The 19365-nt window shown below is 36.0% G+C and carries 22 protein-coding genes; 18 read left to right on the top strand and 4 right to left on the bottom strand.

Annotated features, from left to right (window positions below):
• Positions 1–19: 19 nt before the first annotated feature.
• Positions 20–1162, bottom strand: coding sequence for a YhgE/Pip domain-containing protein (locus ACEPSS_RS06825; RefSeq protein ID WP_395318584.1), 1143 nt, complete (start codon positions 1160–1162; stop codon positions 20–22).
• A 125-nt stretch (positions 1163–1287) separates the two neighbouring features.
• On the opposite strand from ACEPSS_RS06825, the gene ACEPSS_RS06820 reads away from it, so the two are divergent.
• The gene (locus tag ACEPSS_RS06820; RefSeq protein ID WP_395318583.1) at positions 1288–1908 is read left to right on the top strand and encodes a TetR/AcrR family transcriptional regulator; all 621 of its coding nucleotides are present in this window, start codon (positions 1288–1290) and stop codon (positions 1906–1908) included.
• A gap of 72 nt (positions 1909–1980) precedes the next feature.
• Positions 1981–3204 carry a D-alanyl-D-alanine carboxypeptidase family protein gene (locus tag ACEPSS_RS06815; protein WP_395318581.1) on the top strand — a complete coding sequence of 408 codons (1224 nt, stop codon included), beginning with the start codon at positions 1981–1983 and terminating at the stop codon, positions 3202–3204.
• 69 nt (positions 3205–3273) lie between these two features.
• On the opposite strand, the gene ACEPSS_RS06810 is transcribed toward ACEPSS_RS06815, so the two are convergent.
• On the bottom strand, positions 3274–3546 hold the full coding sequence (locus ACEPSS_RS06810; protein WP_395318579.1) for a hypothetical protein: 273 nt from the start codon (positions 3544–3546) through the stop codon (positions 3274–3276).
• 189 nt (positions 3547–3735) lie between these two features.
• Between ACEPSS_RS06810 and ACEPSS_RS06805 the strand changes: the two genes are divergently transcribed.
• From ACEPSS_RS06805 to ACEPSS_RS06775, 7 genes are all read left to right on the top strand, one after another.
• Complete coding sequence (locus ACEPSS_RS06805) at positions 3736–4125, top strand: VOC family protein (RefSeq protein WP_395318577.1); 390 nt, start codon at positions 3736–3738, stop codon at positions 4123–4125.
• A gap of 136 nt (positions 4126–4261) precedes the next feature.
• Complete coding sequence (locus ACEPSS_RS06800) at positions 4262–4570, top strand: hypothetical protein (protein WP_395318575.1); 309 nt, start codon at positions 4262–4264, stop codon at positions 4568–4570.
• A gap of 65 nt (positions 4571–4635) precedes the next feature.
• Positions 4636–5514: a 50S ribosomal protein L11 methyltransferase gene (prmA, locus tag ACEPSS_RS06795; RefSeq protein ID WP_395318573.1), complete on the top strand. Its 879-nt coding sequence runs from the start codon at positions 4636–4638 to the stop codon at positions 5512–5514.
• Between the two features lie 2 nt (positions 5515–5516).
• Positions 5517–6248 (top strand): 16S rRNA (uracil(1498)-N(3))-methyltransferase, encoded by a 732-nt coding sequence (locus tag ACEPSS_RS06790; RefSeq protein WP_395318572.1) that lies wholly within the window; start codon positions 5517–5519, stop codon positions 6246–6248.
• Positions 6249–6320: 72 nt separating this feature from the next.
• Positions 6321–8549: a RelA/SpoT family protein gene (locus tag ACEPSS_RS06785; protein WP_395318570.1), complete on the top strand. Its 2229-nt coding sequence runs from the start codon at positions 6321–6323 to the stop codon at positions 8547–8549.
• 13 nt (positions 8550–8562) lie between these two features.
• Positions 8563–9009, top strand: coding sequence for a D-aminoacyl-tRNA deacylase (gene dtd / locus ACEPSS_RS06780; RefSeq protein WP_395318568.1), 447 nt, complete (start codon positions 8563–8565; stop codon positions 9007–9009).
• Complete coding sequence (locus ACEPSS_RS06775; RefSeq protein WP_395318566.1) at positions 9009–9641, top strand: HAD-IA family hydrolase; 633 nt, start codon at positions 9009–9011, stop codon at positions 9639–9641. The genes dtd and ACEPSS_RS06775 overlap by 1 nt, the downstream gene beginning before the upstream one ends.
• A gap of 68 nt (positions 9642–9709) precedes the next feature.
• On the opposite strand, the gene ACEPSS_RS06770 is transcribed toward ACEPSS_RS06775, so the two are convergent.
• Positions 9710–10555 carry an N-acetylmuramoyl-L-alanine amidase gene (locus tag ACEPSS_RS06770; protein ID WP_395318564.1) on the bottom strand — a complete coding sequence of 282 codons (846 nt, stop codon included), beginning with the start codon at positions 10553–10555 and terminating at the stop codon, positions 9710–9712.
• Positions 10556–10890: 335 nt separating this feature from the next.
• Here ACEPSS_RS06770 and aspS point away from each other — a divergent pair, with 335 nt between their 5' ends.
• From aspS to ACEPSS_RS06750, 4 genes are all read left to right on the top strand, one after another.
• The gene (gene aspS / locus ACEPSS_RS06765; RefSeq protein ID WP_395318562.1) at positions 10891–12675 is read left to right on the top strand and encodes an aspartate--tRNA ligase; all 1785 of its coding nucleotides are present in this window, start codon (positions 10891–10893) and stop codon (positions 12673–12675) included.
• Positions 12676–12780: 105 nt separating this feature from the next.
• A complete protein-coding gene (locus ACEPSS_RS06760) occupies positions 12781–13659 on the top strand; it encodes a YitT family protein (RefSeq protein WP_395318561.1) in 879 nt (292 codons plus the stop codon).
• Between the two features lie 23 nt (positions 13660–13682).
• Entirely contained in the window at positions 13683–14849 is a 1167-nt protein-coding gene (locus tag ACEPSS_RS06755; RefSeq protein ID WP_395318559.1) for a CDP-glycerol glycerophosphotransferase family protein, read from the top strand.
• Positions 14842–15753 carry a deoxyribonuclease IV gene (locus tag ACEPSS_RS06750; RefSeq protein ID WP_395318557.1) on the top strand — a complete coding sequence of 304 codons (912 nt, stop codon included), beginning with the start codon at positions 14842–14844 and terminating at the stop codon, positions 15751–15753. The genes ACEPSS_RS06755 and ACEPSS_RS06750 overlap by 8 nt, the downstream gene beginning before the upstream one ends.
• On the opposite strand, the gene ACEPSS_RS06745 is transcribed toward ACEPSS_RS06750, so the two are convergent.
• Positions 15743–16558 (bottom strand): pyruvate, water dikinase regulatory protein, encoded by an 816-nt coding sequence (locus ACEPSS_RS06745; protein WP_395318555.1) that lies wholly within the window; start codon positions 16556–16558, stop codon positions 15743–15745. The genes ACEPSS_RS06750 and ACEPSS_RS06745 overlap by 11 nt on opposite strands.
• A 165-nt stretch (positions 16559–16723) precedes the next feature.
• Between ACEPSS_RS06745 and rpsU the strand changes: the two genes are divergently transcribed.
• The 5 genes from rpsU (at position 16724) to ACEPSS_RS06720 (ending at position 19354) form a co-directional block, all read left to right on the top strand.
• A complete protein-coding gene (gene rpsU / locus ACEPSS_RS06740) occupies positions 16724–16924 on the top strand; it encodes a 30S ribosomal protein S21 (RefSeq protein ID WP_014082053.1) in 201 nt (66 codons plus the stop codon).
• Between the two features lie 67 nt (positions 16925–16991).
• Positions 16992–17435 carry a GatB/YqeY domain-containing protein gene (locus tag ACEPSS_RS06735; RefSeq protein WP_395318553.1) on the top strand — a complete coding sequence of 148 codons (444 nt, stop codon included), beginning with the start codon at positions 16992–16994 and terminating at the stop codon, positions 17433–17435.
• A 77-nt stretch (positions 17436–17512) separates the two neighbouring features.
• On the top strand, positions 17513–18481 hold the full coding sequence (locus ACEPSS_RS06730; RefSeq protein WP_395318551.1) for a PhoH family protein: 969 nt from the start codon (positions 17513–17515) through the stop codon (positions 18479–18481).
• Positions 18482–18495: 14 nt separating this feature from the next.
• A complete protein-coding gene (gene ybeY, locus ACEPSS_RS06725) occupies positions 18496–18978 on the top strand; it encodes an rRNA maturation RNase YbeY (RefSeq protein ID WP_395318549.1) in 483 nt (160 codons plus the stop codon).
• Entirely contained in the window at positions 18956–19354 is a 399-nt protein-coding gene (locus tag ACEPSS_RS06720; protein WP_395318547.1) for a diacylglycerol kinase family protein, read from the top strand. The genes ybeY and ACEPSS_RS06720 overlap by 23 nt, the downstream gene beginning before the upstream one ends.
• The last annotated feature ends 11 nt before the right edge of the window (positions 19355–19365 follow it).

Here is a 19365-nt window from a genome sequence, read left to right as displayed (position 1 = left end):
TTTTTATCAAATTTTTCCGTTAAATAAAGGTTTTTTGATGTCGTTTTCCAAAAGTTTCTAAGAAGAACATAATTAAGCCAATTCCTGCAATGATTATTAACCCCCAAGTATTTTGGTTTAAAATTCCGGCCTTAAAGTACAGGATTTCTCGCAGCCCTTCATATAGAAATTTCATTGGTAACCAAGGAAGGAAGTAGTCTTGATAAGCTTGTGGTAACATTTGGGGAGCCATCACCATTAAAGGAAGACTGAAGAACATTAGTAAGGCAAAAATTACCACTCCAGGAATTCCAATCCAAGCAATTACTCCAGAAAATAGCATGATAAAAGCGAAGGTCGCAATTGCTAAGAAAAGGGAAATCAAAGTGCTATCTGGGAATTGATAACCCAAAAATTGACTAACGTAGAAAGTTGTTACAAACCCGACCACTAACGCTAGGATTGCAACAATGACGACCACCGTGCCTTTAAATGCAAATACATCTTTTTTATGTTTGGGCTTAAAAGAACGACTGGCAAAGTAAAGCAGCATGGTCGTTGCTAAACTAGTAATCCAGATTGGTTGAAAGAAAACGGAACTAGCAGCTTCTAAATTCTTAGTAGAATGTACAATTTTAGTCTGTACCTTAATGGGGTTAGCAATTACTTCCGCTTTGGTAGCCGGAATAGTAAGATTCAGTTGTCCCATTTTTGCTAAAATTCCGGTCCCAATTGAAGCTCCTACTTTATTAAATAGATTATTTAAAATTGAACTGACATTAGTTGCTAAAGTGTGATTACGACCTTGATTAATGATAATTTTAATGCGGGCTGGCTTTCCCGTTTGACTGACACTTTGCACTGATTGTGATAAGTTTTTGGGGATAATTACGGTTGCATAATTTCCATTAAAGCTAAGGGAACGATTAGCTGCTTTAACAGTCTGATATTCGTGCCATTTGAACATCGGTTGGTCTGCGTGAGCTGCTTTAGTTTTATTAGCAATTACCTTTTTCGTGATTGTTTTACCGATGGGTCCTTGATCTTGGTTCACAATTCCAACTGGTACGTTTTGAATTGTTGATTTAGCAGTTGGAAACTGCGCTAAGGTCATAATGAAAGTAATTACAAGGGCTGCTATGATGGCAAAAACAAAAAACTTGTTTTTTAGAATTCTTTTCATGATAATTCCTCCTCCAATAAATGAAACACTTAGTTGCTTTTTGCTTTAATAAGCATATAATGCCTGATAGAATTATGTAAGCATTAAAATGCACGAAAGTGTTGCATTTTCATAGGAGAACAAATATGACTAAATATCAACATAAAATCGATCAGACTGATCAAAAAATTGAAAATTCGTTATTATTTTTAATGAAGGAAATCCCGTTTGCCAAAATTTCAATTAATCAAATTTGTGAACGGGCAGAAATTAATCGTTCAACCTTTTACCGTCATTTTGCTGATAAGTATTTAGTGCTAGAAAAAATTGAAAATGGCTTAATCAATGAATTTTTTTCAATTTCCAATCAAAAGGTAGAAAAAAGCTTTTTACTTGAAGACTTAGCCAAAAATTTAGAGGATTATGTCGATGAACTACTGGATGTAATTTTAGAAAACCAACCAACATTAGCCATTATTTTAGGGGAAAATGGTAATCCTAATTTTTACACTCAATTAACGGAAATGTTATTAAGTAAAATTAAAAACACATGGCAAAAAATTAGTCAAAATGGAAGTGGAAATCTCAATCATCTAGATACTGACTTAGCAATCAATTTTATTGTATCAGCTGATATGGCGATTATTAGACATGCAGTAGAACATCCTGAGATTCCTAATCAACTGATTAAAAATACATTTTCTCAGCTGTTGATAAACGGACCTCTGAAAACCATCTACAAATCATTAATTAAAAATAACCACTAGCGGTACAAATTAATCATTAAAAAGCCTATGATAGAGATAATGAAATAATTTAATTAGGAGATTTACAGTGTGATGAAATTTAATCAGAAAAAATTAATTGGTTTAATAACGTTAATTGGGGCTTTTTTTGCGCTTAATCTAAGTTTTTCTGCTAAAGCGGCAATTTTTACACCAAATGTTCAATCGAAGTCGGCAATTATCGTTAATCAAAATACCGGACAAGTGATTGCAAGTAAAAATGAGCAAAAACGTTATCCAATTGCCTCGATTAGTAAGTTATTAGTGATTTATATGGTCGAACAGCAAATTCATGATGGAAAATTAAAACGGACGGATGTCGTCAAAATTCCTACCAAAATTTTAAAATTTAGCCAAAATCCAGAAGTTGCCAATGTTGCGATGAATCAGCAAAATAAATATACGGTTGCTGATTTAGAAAAGGCTGCCTTACTACCATCATCTAATGCAGCAGCCATGGCATTAGCGGAAAAAGTTTGTGGTTCACAGGCCAATTATTATCGTGCGGCGGAAAAATTATTGGCAACTTGGGGAATTAAAGACGTTAAAATCTATTCAGCCAGTGGGTTAACCAATGGGGATATGGGTGCTTTGAAAGACAAATCCGTTAGTAAAGCTTCCCAAAATCAACTTTCCGCTCGAGAAGTTGCGGTAGTTGCCACAAAGCTTTTGGCAAAATATCCTAATATTTTAAATACTACCCAAATGACGCAAGCTAGTTTCCCAAGTCTTACTGGCGGAACAGAACAAATTAATACGACCATTCGAATTTTAGGCCACTCTGATTTTGATTTTAGAGGACTAAAAACGGGAACTTATCAACAAGGTTATAATTTTGTCGGTTATGGGAAATTAGAAAATCAACCAGTGATTACCGTTGCCTTTAACAGTCGCCATGCTTCACCATTTTTAAGCACGGAGAGTATGATGAACCAAGCTAAAGCAGCTACTAAAACCATTAATCCAGCAGTAAAAACAACCCAAGTTGATAATGCTGATACTGATGGAGGAAAAGTTGCCATTAAACCACAAAAACCTAGCTTAGTCTTTGTTCCTAATGATTTTAACCAAGCAGATTTAAAGCGGACCTTTACCCAGACAGATGGATTGAGTGCTCCTTTGAAGAAAAATGAAGTAGTAGGGACCCAAACTTTCAAGTTTAAAGATAAAACTTATAACGACTTTCTTGAAAACCAACCACAACTTAAATATGTTGCTAAAGATAACGTTGATAAGACTTGGATGTTTGTAAGCTGGTACCGGAAATTAATGAATTAATTTATTTTTAAAAATTAAAAAATCTGATTATCGCAGTTTTAACAGACGATAGTCAGATTTTTTGGTTGATTATGAGCGAGGAACAGCCATGAAGACAATTTCTTGATTGGTTGGAAATGAATTCTTTTCCCCAAAATCATCAAATGAGATTTGATCACCAGGTTTACCAATCTCGTGTTTCGGATCTTTTTTCAGAATTAAAAGATATTCATGATCACGATTAATGTCGTCAAGGGTTACCGCGTCTAATTCAGCAACTTCACCAGAAGGTAAGGTAACGTGAATTGCTTTTAGATCGTGGATGCCGTCAGCATCGATTTCAAATGGAACGTTTACAAGCATAATGATTCCTCCTTAACTAGAATACTTTCATTATAACTGTCTAACGCCAGAATGGTAAATTTTAAAGCTGTGGGTCTCCAAATCAATCGAATGAAAACGCTTTATTAATTATAAAAAATGTTTTATAATATAGTTGTTACAAGTTTCACATATTAAATAAAATAAAAAAATTTCTGAGGAGAGATAATTATGGCTTTAGATAACTACTTTACTGGAATTCAACACGTTGGAATTCCTGCAGGAAACTTAGACGAAACAAAAGCTTTTTACGAAAAATTAGGTTTTGAATTAGCTGGTGAATTTTTGTACAACGATGCTCGTTGTGCCTTTATGAAGTACGGTAACCTTGTGATTGAAACTTGGGAAGGTGATAAGATTGCTGACGTTGATGGTGCAATCAACCATATCTCATTGAACACCACTGATGCCGATGCTGCTTTAAAAGAAGCTAAGGAAATGGGCTTGAATTTGATTGATACTGAAATCCAAACTCGTCCATTCTGGGAAAAAGGAATTCGTTTCTTCAATATTTATGGACCTACTCACGAAAAAATCGAATTTTGTGAAATCGTTAAATAAGTTAATTTATTGAAAGCAGACGGCTTGATTCGTCTGCTTTTTTTGTATCAAGACTTGCCATTTTTACGGCTCTCCAGTAGTATTTAGTATAGAAATGAAATTGACTACGAAATTATAAAGAATGGAGGCGGATAACGTGTTAGCAATTACGAAGCAGTTTTTACGTGATAACGGTTATCATTATAAAAAAGGTTACATTAGACCACTTATGACTCCAGATAGCGTGTATATTTTTCGATTTGGAAAAGATGAATTAAACAATCGAATCATTCTTCGTTATGGGCACGGATGGACAGGAAGACAAAAAATCAAAGAAATTGATTTACGGCTTCATAAACAGAAACATCCTCGGATTTTTAAAACTGAACATAGCTTGATGAAATATCTTAAGTCGCATATAGAGACTCACGAAGAAAAGTCTGATGAGTCAGATTTAGATAAGTAAAAATGCATCCTGAATGGGTGCTTTTTTTGTAATAACTATTTTTACAATTGGAATGGATGAAAATAATGAATTTAATTGAAATTAAAGTGATAACTACGCAAGAAGCAGTCCCAGCAGTTTCAAATATCTTAATGGAACAGGATGCTCAAGGTTTACAAATTGATGACAACCATGAAGATGGAACGGCAGCTGTAATAACATATTTTCCAGAACAAGTTGATATTAATAAAATCAAACAAGTGGTAGAGGATAAAACAAAGGCGTTAACGGAGTTTGGCTTAAATCCGGGGAACGTAAAGGTTTTAGTTAGTGACATCGAAGAAAAAAGTTGGGCTTACAATTGGGAAGATTACTATCACGCTGAAAGAATTACTCGCTATCTAACGATTGTACCCGCTTGGGAAGATTATCAAGATCCGGAATCTGATCAGTTAATTATTAAATTAGACCCTGGTATGGCGTTTGGAACGGGAACCCATCCTACGACTAAGATGGCGATGCAAGCCCTTGAAACTACCTTACGTGGCGGAGAAAGAGTCTTTGATGTCGGAACGGGATCGGGAGTTTTGAGTATTGCTGCCCGTAAACTTGGAGCCGGTGAAATTAAGGCTTGGGATAATGATCCGATTGCCGTAGCATCAACAAAGAAAAACTTTGCTTTAAATGCGGGAATGAGCGATGTTCAAGTTGAGGTTAATAGTCTTTTAGAAGGAATTGAGGGTAAAGCAGATATGATTGTAGCTAACATGTTAGCCGAAGTGCTCTTACCTTTAATTCCTCAAGCAATTACTCATCTATTTCAAGGTGGTAAGTTTATTACAGCCGGAATTTATGCTGATAAGTTAGCGATTATGGTACAACAATTGAAACAAGTTGGATTTAAGATTGACCAAATCATTGAAGTTGATGACTGGCGTGCCATCATTGCGACCAAAGGGGAATAAGGATGCAACATTATTTTTTAAACCAAACTTTGAGGGTCGGAGACCAATTAGAATTACCTGCTGAAATTAAAAAACATTGGCTGCGGGTAATGCGTGCCGAAAAAGGGAGTCAAGCTGAATTTGTTGACGATAATCAGCTACTTTTTGTGGGTGAATTAGTTGACGAAAACGGTAAAATTGAATTAATTGAGCAAAAACAACATGATGTTGAATTACCCGTTCAAGTTACCATTGCGTGTGGTTTACCAAAAAGTGGGAAAGCGGAATTAATTGTCCAAAAAGCAACGGAAATGGGTGCTAGTCAGATTATTTTCCTTCCTACCGATTGGGCGGTAGCTAAGTGGAATCAAAAAGCACCCAAAAAAATTGAACGCCTTCAAAAAATTGCCCAAAGTGCTGCTGAACAATCCCACCGTAATTTAATTCCCAAAGTCACATATGTAACTGGAATCACTGAATTAGCAAAAGTTCCGGCAACGCAAAAAGTTGTAGCTTATGAAGAATCAGCCAAACAAGGGGAAAGTAGTAATTTAGTTAAAGTTGTAAATTCACTGCATCATGGGGAGCAATTATTAGCCTTTTTTGGTCCCGAGGGTGGCGTCTCACCTAATGAGATTGAAAAATTAAAGAAAATGAATTTCACATTAGTTGGATTGGGTCCAAGAATTTTACGAACTGAATCAGCTCCACTCTATTTTTTAAGTGCTGTTTCAGCACTTTCCGAACTAAAATGATATAATATTAAGCATAGTGTTTTATTTACGAACTAAAATGATTAAAACTGTAAAAGTGAGGTGATGTTAGCAATGGCAAGTTTAAAAACATGGACTGCAGATGAAATTTTTGCGAAAGTTGCAGAAAGTATGACCGCTGAACAAGTAAATACCATCAAACGAGCATATGAGTTTGCAAAAAAAGCTCATGGGGATAAACGACGTTCATCTGGCGGAACCTATCTTTCTCACGTGACCCAAGTTGCGGGAATTTTAGCAGAGCTAAACATGGATTATGAAACCATTACAGCCGGTTTTTTGCATGATGTAGTTGAAGATAGTGATGTTCAATTAACTGATGTAGAAAGTGAATTCGGTAGTGATGTTTCTTTAATTGTGGATGGCGTTACTAAAATTAGTAAAATTAAATATAAATCTAACAAAGAACAACTTTCCGAAAATTATCGAAAATTACTTTTAGTAATGTGTAAAGATATTCGGGTGATGATTGTTAAGTTAGCAGACCGCATGCACAACATGGATACGTTAGAATCACTGGGTAATGTAGCGCAACAAAAGAAATTTGCGGAAGAAACAATCGATGTTTATGCTCCCATTGCTGACCGACTCGGGATGGGGACTGTGAAGTGGGAACTTCAAGATATGTCATTACGGTACTTAAAACCAGAGGCCTATTATGAAATTGCCCACTCCATGAAATCAAAGCGAAATGAACGTGAAGCATACATTGACAATGCCATTCAGGAAGTTAAAAATGCAATTGGTGATTTTCACGTTGAAGCAGATATTTACGGACGGCCAAAGCATATTTACTCTATTTACAAAAAAATGGTTGATAAGCATAAAAAGTTTGAGGATATTTATGATCTTTTAGCTATTCGAGTTTTAGTTAATTCCATTAAAGATTGTTATACCGTTTTAGGGGCGATTCATGCCAAATGGCATCCGATGCCAGGACGATTTAAAGACTATGTTGCGATGCCAAAACCCAATATGTATCAATCTTTGCATACGACTGTAATTGGACCAGAAGGCAAACCCTTAGAAATTCAGATTCGAACTCATAAAATGCATCAAATCGCAGAATATGGAGTTGCTGCTCACTGGGCTTACAAACAGGGAGCAACTGAAGAGATTAAAAATGATAAAGATGGAGTTCAATTAAATTGGTTTAAAAAGATCATCGAAATCCAAGAAGAAACTGACAATGCTTCTGATTTTATGGATAGTGTTAAGGGTGATTTATTTGCCGACAACGTTTATGCCTTTACGCCTGCAGGAGACGTTTTGGAATTGCCAAAGGGATCTGGACCGCTAGATATGGCCTACGTGATTCATACACAAGTGGGAAATAAAACCACTGGAGCCCGAGTAAATGGCAAGATGGTTTCCCTAGATTATCAAATTAAAAATGGGGACATTGTTGAAATTATTACATCAGCTAATTCCACTGGTCCAGGGAAAAACTGGCTTGATTTAGTTCACACGAGTGGTGCCAAACATAAAATTAATCAATTCTTCAAAAAACAAGGACGCGATCAGGATATCAAGACCGGAATTGAGATGTTGACTGATCATTTGGAAGAAAGCGGTTATGCACCCAATGAAATCTTAACTTCCGAAAATTGGGAAAGAGTACTTGATGAACTTCATTTTCGGACTAAAGATGACCTATTAGCAGCGTTAGGATTCGGTGATGTTCATGTGCAAGGGGTCGCTAATCGGTTTACTAGTGACCTGAGAAATGAACAAGAAAAAATTAAACAACAAGCTGCCGAAAAAGCTTTATTGGAACAATCAGCGCAAACCATTTCAACTAAAGAGGCTAGTAGTAAGCAACCGGGAAGTAATCCAGCTGATAACGTTGTCATTGAAGGAATCGATAATGTATTAGTTAGAATGAGCCATTGTTGTTTGCCACTTCCAGGTGATCAAATTGAAGGATACATTACCAAAGGTCGGGGAATTACGATTTACCGAATTGGCTGTCCCAACGTTAAATCGGAAGAAAAAAATCGGATGATTGATGCTCACTGGGCTAACCCAGACAATCATTTGGTTAATTATCCTTCTAAAATTAAGATTGATGCCTTTAATCGAAATGGGATTTTTAATGATGTAGTTAAAAAATTAAACAATAGTCCCGCCACGGTTACTTCGATTAATGGTAAAGTTCATGATGATACTGCTTTGACAGTTGTAGTAATTGTGAACGTGAAAAATCTCAAACAATTACATGAAGTGATTGATAGTTTGAAAATTGTATCAGGTGTCAAAAAAGTTAACCGAGTATTAGGATAAAGGATGAGATAAATTGAAATTAGTTATTCAACGAGTAAATCACGCAAGCGTTAAAATTGACGGGAAAGTTAACGGCGCTATTGAAAAGGGTTTTATGATTTTAGTTGGAGCGGAAAAAGGGGATAATCAAGCAACGGTTGCTTATTTAGCAAACAAAATTGCTAAATTACGCGTTTTTGAAGACGAAAACGGCAAAATGAATTTAAATATTCATCAAATTAACGGCAAAATTTTGTCTGTTTCGCAATTCACTTTGTTAGCAGAATTGGAACATGGCAATCGGCCTTCGTTTAAAGCTGCCGGTGATCCCAGTGAAGCCCAAAAGATGTATGAGGCCTTTAATTCCGCTTTAGCAAATGAAGATTTAGAAGTTCAAACGGGAATTTTTGGAGCTGACATGCAAGTGGAATTAGAAAATGATGGTCCTGCTACTTTTGAGTTGAATTATCAGGTGAAATAATGTTAAAAAATTTAATTTGGGATTTTGATGGAACTCTGTTTGATACTTATCCCTTTATGGTTACTTCGTTTAGCAAGGCGTTACAAGCGCATAACATTGATCAGATTGAAATTGATCCAGATGCGATTTATGAACAAATGCGGATTCACTCCTTAGGCTCAGCTATCACAAAATACAGTGCCAGATTTGGAATCAATCAGGATAGCTTATTGAAATCTTATCAGACCTTTGAACATGAAGAAGTTGAATTAGCCAAACCCTTTGCTGGAGTAAAGGCTAATTTACAAAAGATTGTCGATAACGGTGGTCAAAACGCTTTATTAACGCACCGTAATCAACAAGCATTAGCGTTGTTGGAAAGATACGATTTAAAGCAATTTTTTACCGATTTCGTTACTAGTGATAATCATTTTAAGCGGAAGCCAGATCCAGAGTCCTTAAATCATTTGATTCAGCAGCTAGCTTTAAAGCGTGCTGAAACAGCAATGGTCGGAGATCGTGAATTAGACGTTCAAGCTGGTAATAATGCAGCGATTACTACTATCTTGTTTGATCCAGACTACTTAATTGACAGTGAGACCGCTGATGTTGTAATTCACAACTATCAAGCTTTATTACCAATGATTAAATAATTTTTTGAATTACAAAAGCCATGGCAATCTTACCTTTTGGGGTAAGTAGGCCATGGCTTTTAATTTATTTAATAAGTTGCGTTAATGTAATCATTAATTCCATTTTTAACGTTTTGTGCAACTTGTTCTTGATATTCGGGATTTTCAATGTGTTTAAAATCATCATCATCATTAATGTAGCCCATCTCTAGTAGGACTGAGGGAACTTTTACATCACGAATCACTAAAAAGTTACCGAATTGAATTCCACGATTATCAAGGGGAAGATTGGTCATTTGTTGATTAATGTCCGTTGCTAATTGTGCTGAGGCACCCTTATGGTAGTAATAAGTCGTGAATCCAGTAGCGGTATTATCATCAGGCGACGAATCAAAGTGAAAGCTAACAAATAAGTTAGCATTATTTTCGGTTGAAAAAGCGGGTCGCTTAGCTAAACTAACGGTTTTATCAGTTGCTCTGGTCATAATAACGTTGGCACCTTCCGCTTGAAGTTGCTTAGCAGCTTTTTTGGCTAACTGTAGCGTATAAGTTTTTTCCATTTTATTTCCGGTGGAAAGTGCTCCTGAATCACTGCCACCGTGTCCCGGGTCAAGGACAATGGTTGCTTCTGATAAATTAGTGGCCGTTTTTAGCTGCTTATTATTAACTAGCCAATCTGGAATCCAACCAATTTTACTGTGATCATAGACGACCCGGTCCCAATTATCCTGCCGGTTTAAAATTTGAACCCGGGTACCCGCATTGATTTTACCAGTGGTTTGGTAGGAAATGTTGGGGCCACTTTTAACCTGTAAGTTATTACAATGAATCATAACGTTATTTCTTAATAAAAGAATCCCTAAAATCAATCCAGTTGCAATGGTAATGACTAAGGTAAAATAGAAGCCACGTTTGTTTTTGATTTTTAAATTCATAACGATTTCCTCTGCTCACATGATTATTTCCTATCATAATATATTTAGAGGAAAGTTACTAATTAAATTACAGAATTTATGCTAGTGCATATCTTGACTTTTTTCGGAAAAGTTATTATTCTTAAAGAGATATTCAGCCAGTGATGATGAATAGTAAATAGCAAGTTCAAATTTCAGAGAGCGCTAATTGATGGGAATGCGTAATTTGACACTATTGAAGACGCATCTAGGTATAGATTAAATACTCAAAAGAAATAAAAAAGGTGGTACCGTGCTAATTGCGCCCTTGTTGCAATTTAACACGGTCTTTTTTTATAAAAAAGGGGAACTTAGTTATGAAAAGAACTGCATACGCTGGTCAAATCAACGAAAAATTTTTAGACCAAGAAGTCACACTCGATGGTTGGGTGGCAAAAAAGAGAAATCTGGGAAGCCTAATCTTTATTGATTTACGAGACCGTGAAGGAATCGTTCAATTAGTATTTAACGCTAGCGATAGTCAAAAAGCTTTTGAAGTTGCCGAAGCTATGAAAAACGAATACGTAATTGAAGTTAAAGGACAAGTAGTTGCTCGTTCACAAAATGAAATTAATCCTGACTTATTTACGGGTAAGGTAGAAGTTCATGTAACGGATGCTAAAATTTTAAGCAAGTCAAAACCAGTTCCATTTGATATCAAAGATGATACAAATGCCTCTGATGATCTTCGTTTGAAGTACCGTTACTTAGATTTACGTCGTCCTTACATGCAAAAAGGTCTAATGATTCGGAATCGAATTTCACAAGCTACACATAGCTACTTAGACGAACATGGTTTCTTGGATATTGAAACGCCTGATTTAACGGTTTCAACTCCTGAAGGGGCCCGTGACTACTTAGTTCCATCACGAGTTTACCCCGGTTCATTTTATGCATTACCACAATCACCGCAACAATTTAAGCAAATGTTGATGGGAGCCGGCTTTGATCGTTACTACCAAATTGCTCGTTGTTTCCGTGATGAAGATTTACGGGGAGATCGGCAACCTGAATTTACCCAAATCGATTTGGAAACTTCATTTATGAGTGCTGATGAAATCCAAGATATTACTGAAGGTTTAATTAAACGGGTTATGAAGGAAACCATTGATTATGACGTCAAGCTCCCATTTGATCGCATTTCTTGGCAAGAATCAATGGCTCGCTTTGGAACTGATCAACCAGATACTCGTTTTGGCATGGAACTAAAAGATTTATCTGAAATCGTTAAAGATTCTGATTTTAAAGTGTTTAGTTCAGCAGTTACTGCTGGTGGTCAAGTTAAAGCAATTGCCGTTCCAGGTGGGGCAGCTGAATACTCACGTAAAGAAATTGACAAATATACTGATTACGTAAAACGTTTCGGTGCTAAAGGATTAGCTTGGATGAAAGTAACTGACGATGGTTTTTCTGGTCCAGTTGCTAAATTCTTTAAGGATCCAGCACAAATCAAAGCGATTGAAGCCCAAACTGGTGCTAAAGCTGGAGACTTGATTTTATTTGCTGCTGACCGAGCAAAAGTGGTTGCTGATACTTTAGGCTATTTGCGGGTTGCGATTGCTAAAGAGCAAAACATGATTCCAGCTGATAAGTTTAACTTCCTTTGGGTTGTTGACTGGCCATTGTTTGAATATGATGAAGGTGATCAACGTTGGACTGCTGCCCATCACCCATTCACGATGCCAAATGAAGGGGATGAACATTACCTTGATGAAGGTGAAGATCCACATCAAGCACATGCTCAAAGTTACGATATTATTCTTAATGGTCTTGAATTAGGTGGTGGATCAATTCGTATCCACACTCGTGAACTTCAAGAAAAAATGTTCCGTGCGTTGGGCTTTACTAAAGAAAGTGCCGAAGCCCAATTTGGATACTTCCTAAGAGCTTTAGATTACGGTTTTCCACCACATGGTGGACTTGCAATTGGACTTGATCGATTTGCTCGTTTGATTGCTAACCGTGGTAACATCAGAGACGTGATTGCCTTTCCTAAAAACTCTAAAGCAGTTGAACCATTGACCGGTGCACCAGCTGCTGTAGCTCCAAAACAATTGGAAGATTTAGGCATCTCAATTGATAAGCCAGACGAAGAAAAATAATTAATCATAGAAAGTTACTAATTTTTAGTGACTTTCTATTTTTTTAAAATTGAGAATGTTATACTATGGAATGATAATAATCAAATAAATATAGAAGGTATTTATATGAACGACGTACACAAAGTTATCAGAAGACATCAAATTCTGACAAAGATTTCAACCGCCTTTATCTATGCAGTGTTGGTCTCAATTGCCATGAACTTTTTTTGGACTCCCGGACATATTTATTCATCTGGAGTAACTGGGTTTGCCCAATTGCTAACTACACTGACCCAAAGATATACATCGTTTACGCTTTCCACAGCAGCTGGATTATTCATTTTGAATCTTCCTTTACTATTCTTAGCTTGGAAGGCAATTGGCCATCAATTTGCAATTTTTACGTTCCTATGTGTATTGCTAGCTAGTACGATGATTAAAGTTTTACATCCTATGACATTGACTACGGACCCGCTGATTTGTGCGCTTTTTGGGGGTGCCGTGAATGGATTTGGAACTGGATTAGCTTTAAAAAACCAGATTTCGACCGGTGGGTTAGATATTTTAGGAATTGTAATCCAACGTAAAACGGGAAAATCAATTGGAACGATTAACATTGCGTTTAATGCCTTTATTATTTTATCGGCCGGATTTATGTATGGATGGCCCTATGCGTTTTACTCAGCAATTGGTTTGTTAGTAAATGCAAAAGTAATGGATATGACTTATACCAGGCAGCAACGCATGGAAGTTATGATTATTACGAGTATGCCAAAAACTGTTATTGATAGCGTTCAGAATCATATGCAACGGGGAATCACAATTGTGCATCATGCTGAAGGGGCCTATAATCATCAACCTAAAACGGTTCTTTTTACAGTTATTTCGCGGTATGAAAAAAATGAATTAGATGAAGCGTTAAAAGAATCTGATCCCAACGCATTTGCAGTAGCAGTTGATGTAGATGCAGTCTTTGGAAATTTCTATGAAAATAAACCTAAATAATTAATTGGATGGCGGCTTAAAAAATGAAATTTATATATGTTATTTTTGTTAAATTAATTTCGAGTTTGTTTTATTTTAAAAATAAGAAAAACATCTGTTACATCATGAGTTATAACAATAACTTACACATGATTAAGCAGACTGCGGCCCTGCTACCTACAGACCAAAAATTGATTGTATTTTACAATCCGCGGGTGATGGTAGCGGCATATGACTTACAAGCCTTTGGGATTAAAGCAATTCCAATGAAGAGTAGTTTTGCTTTTGCACTTCGGATGATCCCGCAAATTATGTCAGCCCGGGTCGTATTCGTAGATAATTACTACGCTTTCTTGGCTGGATTAGTTCGGCCTAAAAGTAAAATGAAGATAATTCAACTCTGGCATGCAGATGGATCAATTAAATGCTTTGGAATTGATACGCCTAAATTTGCTAGTTATTCTTGGATAAAGAAACGACGCCATCGCAAGGTTTATAACAGTTTTGATAACTTTGTCGTTGCTTCGCGCGCCATGGCAGAAGTTTTTGAGAATAGTTTCAAACAACCTTATAAAAAAATGCAATTTTTAGGTACTCCTCGATCAGATCGGCTCTTTAGTGATAAATGGATTAACATTGTCAGAAAAAGGGTTTATACTGCTGCTCCAGAATTAAAAGATAAGCGAGTTATTTTATATTTACCAACTTATCGCTCGGACGGTAAAATTAATCCTCCAGAAGGCACTATTCAGGCTTTAGCAGCTGATTCTAATGCCATGGTCGCCGTTAAGTTGTACCAAGAAGTTGACCGAGCTAAGTTAAAGCTAGACCAATTTAATTTGAAGAACGTTAAAATTTATGATGAGTTTACGGCCACTGATTTAATGACCATTGCTGATACCTTTGTGACTGATTATTCGTCGTATTCTTTTGATTTTAGTTTGATGCCACAGGCTCGTTCGATGATTTTTTATATGTATGATTATCAAGAATATTCCAAAAACCCTGGAATTCAACTTGGTTATGAAAAATGGTTGCCAAGTCAGCCAATTCATACCGTTGAGCAGTTGAAAAAGGCCGTTATGGAAAATGAAAAATTAGATTTTTCTAATTTCAATGCGATGTGGAATACTTATAATGATGGAAAAGCATACCAACGGGTTTTAAATAAATATGTATTACAGCAACCAGAGGAGAAAATAGATGACTAAAGAATTTTTAATTGGTTCTCATGTAGCCATGAAAGCCCCTAAAATGTTTTTAGGTTCTGCTGAAGAAGCCAAAAATGATGAAGAAACGGTTTTTATGGTTTATACCGGGGCACCCCAAAATTCACGGAGAAAACCACTTGATGAATTGAAAATTACCGAAGGAAAACAATATATGGAAGAAAATGGACTTCTCGAGGTAGTAGTTCATGCTCCTTACATTATTAACCTTGCTAATACTAAGAAGCCAGCAAGCTTCGAGTTTGCGGTTCAGTTTTTACAAAAAGAAATTGAACGGGCTGGTGCCATGGGAGCAACGCAAATTGTGCTTCATCCAGGTGCTCACGTTGGTGCTGGAGTAGAAGCGGGGATTCAACAATTAATTAAGGGTTTAAACTTAGTAATTAAACCAGAACAAACGGTTCAGATTGCCATTGAAACCATGGCTGGTAAGGGAACTGAAATCGGAACGACGTTTGAACAAATTGCTGAAATTATTGATGGGGTAGAACTGAAAGATAAAGTTTCGGTTTGTTTTGATACTTGTCATACTTACGATGCCGGCTACGATGTTAAAGATGATTTTGATGGCGTGATGCAAGAATTTGATAAGGTGATTGGTTTAGATCGCTTGAAAGTCGTTCATTTAAATGATGATAAAAATCCGATGAATAGTCATAAAGATCGCCATGCTAACATTGGTTTTGGAACCATTGGCTTTGCAGCATTAGATAAAATTGCGCATTACGAAAAATTGCAGGATGTTCCCAAAATTATGGAAACTCCTGCAATTAAGTTAAATGATAAAGTTAAAATTGATCCTCATAAATATGAGGTCAAGATGCTACGGGAACAAAAATTCAATCCAGACTTGATTAAAGAAATCGAAGCGGGCGTTATAAAATAGTTCGTTTAGGTAGACTCTCGGTGATAATTGTGGCAGTTTCTTCAATTGATTTGTTGGCCACATTAATCGAAAGACATCCAATTTTATGATAAAGGTGCTTGGCGTAGTCAAGTTCCTTTTTTATATTGTCAGAATTAGAATATGGTGTTTCGCTATCTAATCCATACTCTTTCATTCGTTGTGAACGAATTTGCTTTAATTTAGTCACCGAATTAGTCAAGCCAAAAATCTTTTTAGGATCAACGTCCCAGATTTCTTGGGGTAACTGGAGGTTAGGGCCGATTGGTACATTGGCAACTTTATAGCTTTCATTAGCAAGATAGAGTGATAGAGGTGTTTTTGACGTTCTTGAGACCCCTAGAATCACAATGTCTGCCTTGGTGAGGTCCTTGGGGTTTCGTCCATCATCATTTGCCACCGTAAATTCAATGGCCGCAATTCTTTTAAAGTATTCAGCATTTAAGTTATGCACTAATCCAGGAACTTCGGCAGATGATTCGTTTAAACGATGAGAAATAATTTCAATTGGCTTTTGGATACAGTCAAAGCTAGATAATTTATTTTGTCGCGCAAATAGGCCAACCATATCACTTAGTTCAGGATTAACTAGAGTATGAAAAATAATCGCGTTATTTTCTTTTGCTAGTTTTAAAATTCCACTGAGAATTGATTTGGTTCTGATAAATGGATATTGACTGATGTTAGCCCGTGCTTCGGGAAATTGGGCTGCTGCTGTTTTAGCAATCGCAGTACCGGTTTGTCCACTAGAATCGGAAATGACAAAAACGTTATAAATGGTCTTCATAATGAGGCTCCTTGGTAAATATTTATTAGTTTCATTATACGCTGAATCACTTTTTTTAAATATTCTTTTAATCTTTCGTTGACGGAAAATTTATCATGGGATATAATTATATTCGTTGGGTGGAAACATTCAGCACACTAAAACTTGGAGGGGAGGGATTTTTAAATGTCAAAAACAGTTGTTCGCAAGAACGAATCTCTTGATGATGCTCTTCGTCGTTTTAAACGTACAGTTTCTAAGAGCGGTACTCTCCAGGAATTTCGTAAGCGTGAATTTTACGAAAAACCTAGTGTTAAACGTAAATTAAAATCAGAAGCAGCAAGAAAACGTAACAATAAAAAGAAAAAGAGCCGTAGCAAGTTCTAATTAAAAGAGCAATCACTTTTGATTGCTTTTTTTTTTGAATTTTAAATAAAAATAAGGGGAAAATAAAATGTCATTAAACGAAACTTTAACTAACGATTTAAAAACAGCAATGAAGGCTGGAAAAAAAGACGAATTAACGATTATCAGAATGCTTAAAAGTAATTTAATGAACGAAAAAATTAAATTAGGTCATGATTTAAGTGATAGTGAAGCAGCTGCTGTGGTTAATCGCGAAATTAAACAGCATCTCGATTCAATTGAACAATTTAAAGCCGGTGCTCGTGAAGACTTAGTTGAACAACAAGAAAAAGAAATGAAAATCCTTAAAAAGTATGCACCTAAACAAATGGAACCAGCCGAAGTTGCCAAAGTGGTTAAAGAAACGGTTGCCCAATTAGGTGCCAAAGGTAAGAGTGATTTTGGAAAAGTCATGGGTGCTGTAATGGGAAAAGTTAAAGGAAAAGCTGACGGTAATGTCGTAAAAAAGGCCGTTAACGACGAATTGAAATAGCAGTAGGTATATCATTGTTTTAAACCTTAAATTTGTGCTAGAATTTAGAAAATTAAGGATTAAGGAGATTATTTTTATTGGTTGAAAATTTTGAATTTCAAAAACAAATCGCGTTAAAAAATCCAAATGATCAAAGTAAGTTATTTGGAACTCAGGATGCCTTTATTAAAATTTTAGAGGAAGAATTTCAAGTTTGGATTCGGTACTCAGCAGGAATCATTAAAATCGAAGGACATCACGAAAATGATGTCCAACTCACTAATGATATTTTATTTAACATGTTGAAGTTGATTCATACTGGAATCGAAGTTAATGCTAGTGATTTTGTTTCAGCAGTAGGGATGGCACGTAATGGAAAAATTTCGGCCTTACCTGAGCTATACAATCAAGTTTTAATCAAAGATCGTAAAGGTAATCCAGTTCGAGTTAAAAATTTTGGTCAACGTGAGTACATTCAAGCTATTTATCATAATGACATTACTTTTGGAATCGGACCTGCCGGAACTGGGAAGACTTATTTAGCGGTTGTAATGGCAGTGGCTGCTTTAAAAAAGGGTAAAGTTGATAAAATTGTACTAACTAGACCTGCAGTTGAAGCTGGTGAAAGTTTAGGCTTCTTACCTGGTGATTTGAAAGAAAAGGTTGATCCCTACCTTCGTCCGCTCTATGATTCTTTATACGCCATTTTAGGGATGGATCATACTGAACGCTTGATTGAACGAGGTGTAATTGAGATTGCTCCATTGGCATATATGCGTGGTCGAACCCTCGATAATGCTTTTGTAATCTTAGATGAAGCGCAGAATACAACTAACCAACAAATGAAAATGTTTCTAACTCGATTAGGCTTTAATTCAAAGATGATTGTGAATGGTGATATTCAACAAATTGACTTGAAAGGCCATGTTGCCAGTGGTTTAGTTACTGCTCCTAAAATTTTGCAAAATATCAATAATATTGAAGTAATTAGATTAACTGCTGAAGATGTTGTGAGAAATCCAGTGGTTGCTAAAATTATTACTGCCTACGAAAACGAAGATAAATAAAGGACTATAAATTCATGGACTTAGAAATTTATGATGAAACGAATGGTCAAGTATCTGAAGACCAACAAAAATTGATCAAAAACGTCTTAGATTTTGCTGCAAAAGAAATTGGCTTAAAAGATAATACCGAAATGTCAGTTACCATGGTTAACAATGAGCGAATTCAAGCAATTAATCGGGAATACCGTAATGTAGATCGGGCGACGGATGTAATCAGTTTTGCAATTGAAGATGAAAATGATGATGAATTCCCTGTAATGATGAGCGATGAAATGAAAGCTGAAATTCCCGAAAATATTGGTGATATCTTTGTCAGCATTGATAAAGTTAATGAACAAGCAGATTTTTTGGGACACTCAGTGGATCGTGAATTAGGTTTCTTGATTGTTCATGGCTTTTTACACCTTAATGGTTATGATCACATGGAACCCGCAGACGAAAAGGTTATGTTTGACCTCCAGAGAAAGATTTTAAATGAATATGGACTCAAAAAATAAGCATCAAACCAGTAAAAATAAAAACTTTTTGCAAGCTTTTGGCCATGCCTGGGACGGGTTAACAACACTTTGTTGTAACGAGCGTAATTTTTGTTTTCACTTAGTAATGACTGCCATTGTTTTAACAACTGGGGGGATTTTACGAGTCGGATATTTTAAATTTCTGTGGTTAGTCTTAGCTTGTTACTTGGTATTACAAGCCGAAGTTATCAATACTTTAGCTGAATACTTAGTTGATTTAACAATTGGAAATAAGTACAGTGATTTAGCCAAAAAAATTAAAGACATTGCTGCTGGATGGGTTCTGTTTTCTACGGTACTCGCCATTGTGATTGGTTTAGTAGTTTTTGGAACAACTTTTATTAAATTAATATAAGAAAAAGGAAA

This window comes from Fructilactobacillus frigidiflavus, from assembly GCF_044054575.1.
In the GTDB taxonomy this organism is placed as follows: domain Bacteria; phylum Bacillota; class Bacilli; order Lactobacillales; family Lactobacillaceae; genus Fructilactobacillus; species Fructilactobacillus frigidiflavus.
The sequence above is the reverse complement of the archived record's forward strand: the minus strand, read 5'-3'. Positions and strand labels throughout refer to the sequence as shown.

Bases quoted from the DNA above. Each gene is read 5' to 3' on its own strand.
- ACEPSS_RS06825 (WP_395318584.1), bottom strand. From the start codon at position 1,162: ATGAAAAGAATTCTAAAAAACAAGTTTTTTGTTTTTGCCATCATAGCA.
- ACEPSS_RS06820 (WP_395318583.1), top strand. From the start codon at position 1,288: ATGACTAAATATCAACATAAAATCGATCAGACTGATCAAAAAATTGAA.
- ACEPSS_RS06815 (WP_395318581.1), top strand. From the start codon at position 1,981: ATGAAATTTAATCAGAAAAAATTAATTGGTTTAATAACGTTAATTGGG.
- ACEPSS_RS06810 (WP_395318579.1), bottom strand. From the start codon at position 3,546: ATGCTTGTAAACGTTCCATTTGAAATCGATGCTGACGGCATCCACGAT.
- ACEPSS_RS06805 (WP_395318577.1), top strand. From the start codon at position 3,736: ATGGCTTTAGATAACTACTTTACTGGAATTCAACACGTTGGAATTCCT.
- prmA (WP_395318573.1), top strand. From the start codon at position 4,636: ATGAATTTAATTGAAATTAAAGTGATAACTACGCAAGAAGCAGTCCCA.
- ACEPSS_RS06790 (WP_395318572.1), top strand. From the start codon at position 5,517: ATGCAACATTATTTTTTAAACCAAACTTTGAGGGTCGGAGACCAATTA.
- ACEPSS_RS06785 (WP_395318570.1), top strand. From the start codon at position 6,321: ATGGCAAGTTTAAAAACATGGACTGCAGATGAAATTTTTGCGAAAGTT.
- ACEPSS_RS06775 (WP_395318566.1), top strand. From the start codon at position 9,009: ATGTTAAAAAATTTAATTTGGGATTTTGATGGAACTCTGTTTGATACT.
- ACEPSS_RS06770 (WP_395318564.1), bottom strand. From the start codon at position 10,555: ATGAATTTAAAAATCAAAAACAAACGTGGCTTCTATTTTACCTTAGTC.
- aspS (WP_395318562.1), top strand. From the start codon at position 10,891: ATGAAAAGAACTGCATACGCTGGTCAAATCAACGAAAAATTTTTAGAC.
- ACEPSS_RS06760 (WP_395318561.1), top strand. From the start codon at position 12,781: ATGAACGACGTACACAAAGTTATCAGAAGACATCAAATTCTGACAAAG.
- ACEPSS_RS06755 (WP_395318559.1), top strand. From the start codon at position 13,683: ATGAAATTTATATATGTTATTTTTGTTAAATTAATTTCGAGTTTGTTT.
- ACEPSS_RS06750 (WP_395318557.1), top strand. From the start codon at position 14,842: ATGACTAAAGAATTTTTAATTGGTTCTCATGTAGCCATGAAAGCCCCT.
- ACEPSS_RS06745 (WP_395318555.1), bottom strand. From the start codon at position 16,558: ATGAAGACCATTTATAACGTTTTTGTCATTTCCGATTCTAGTGGACAA.
- rpsU (WP_014082053.1), top strand. From the start codon at position 16,724: ATGTCAAAAACAGTTGTTCGCAAGAACGAATCTCTTGATGATGCTCTT.
- ACEPSS_RS06735 (WP_395318553.1), top strand. From the start codon at position 16,992: ATGTCATTAAACGAAACTTTAACTAACGATTTAAAAACAGCAATGAAG.
- ybeY (WP_395318549.1), top strand. From the start codon at position 18,496: ATGGACTTAGAAATTTATGATGAAACGAATGGTCAAGTATCTGAAGAC.
- ACEPSS_RS06720 (WP_395318547.1), top strand. From the start codon at position 18,956: ATGAATATGGACTCAAAAAATAAGCATCAAACCAGTAAAAATAAAAAC.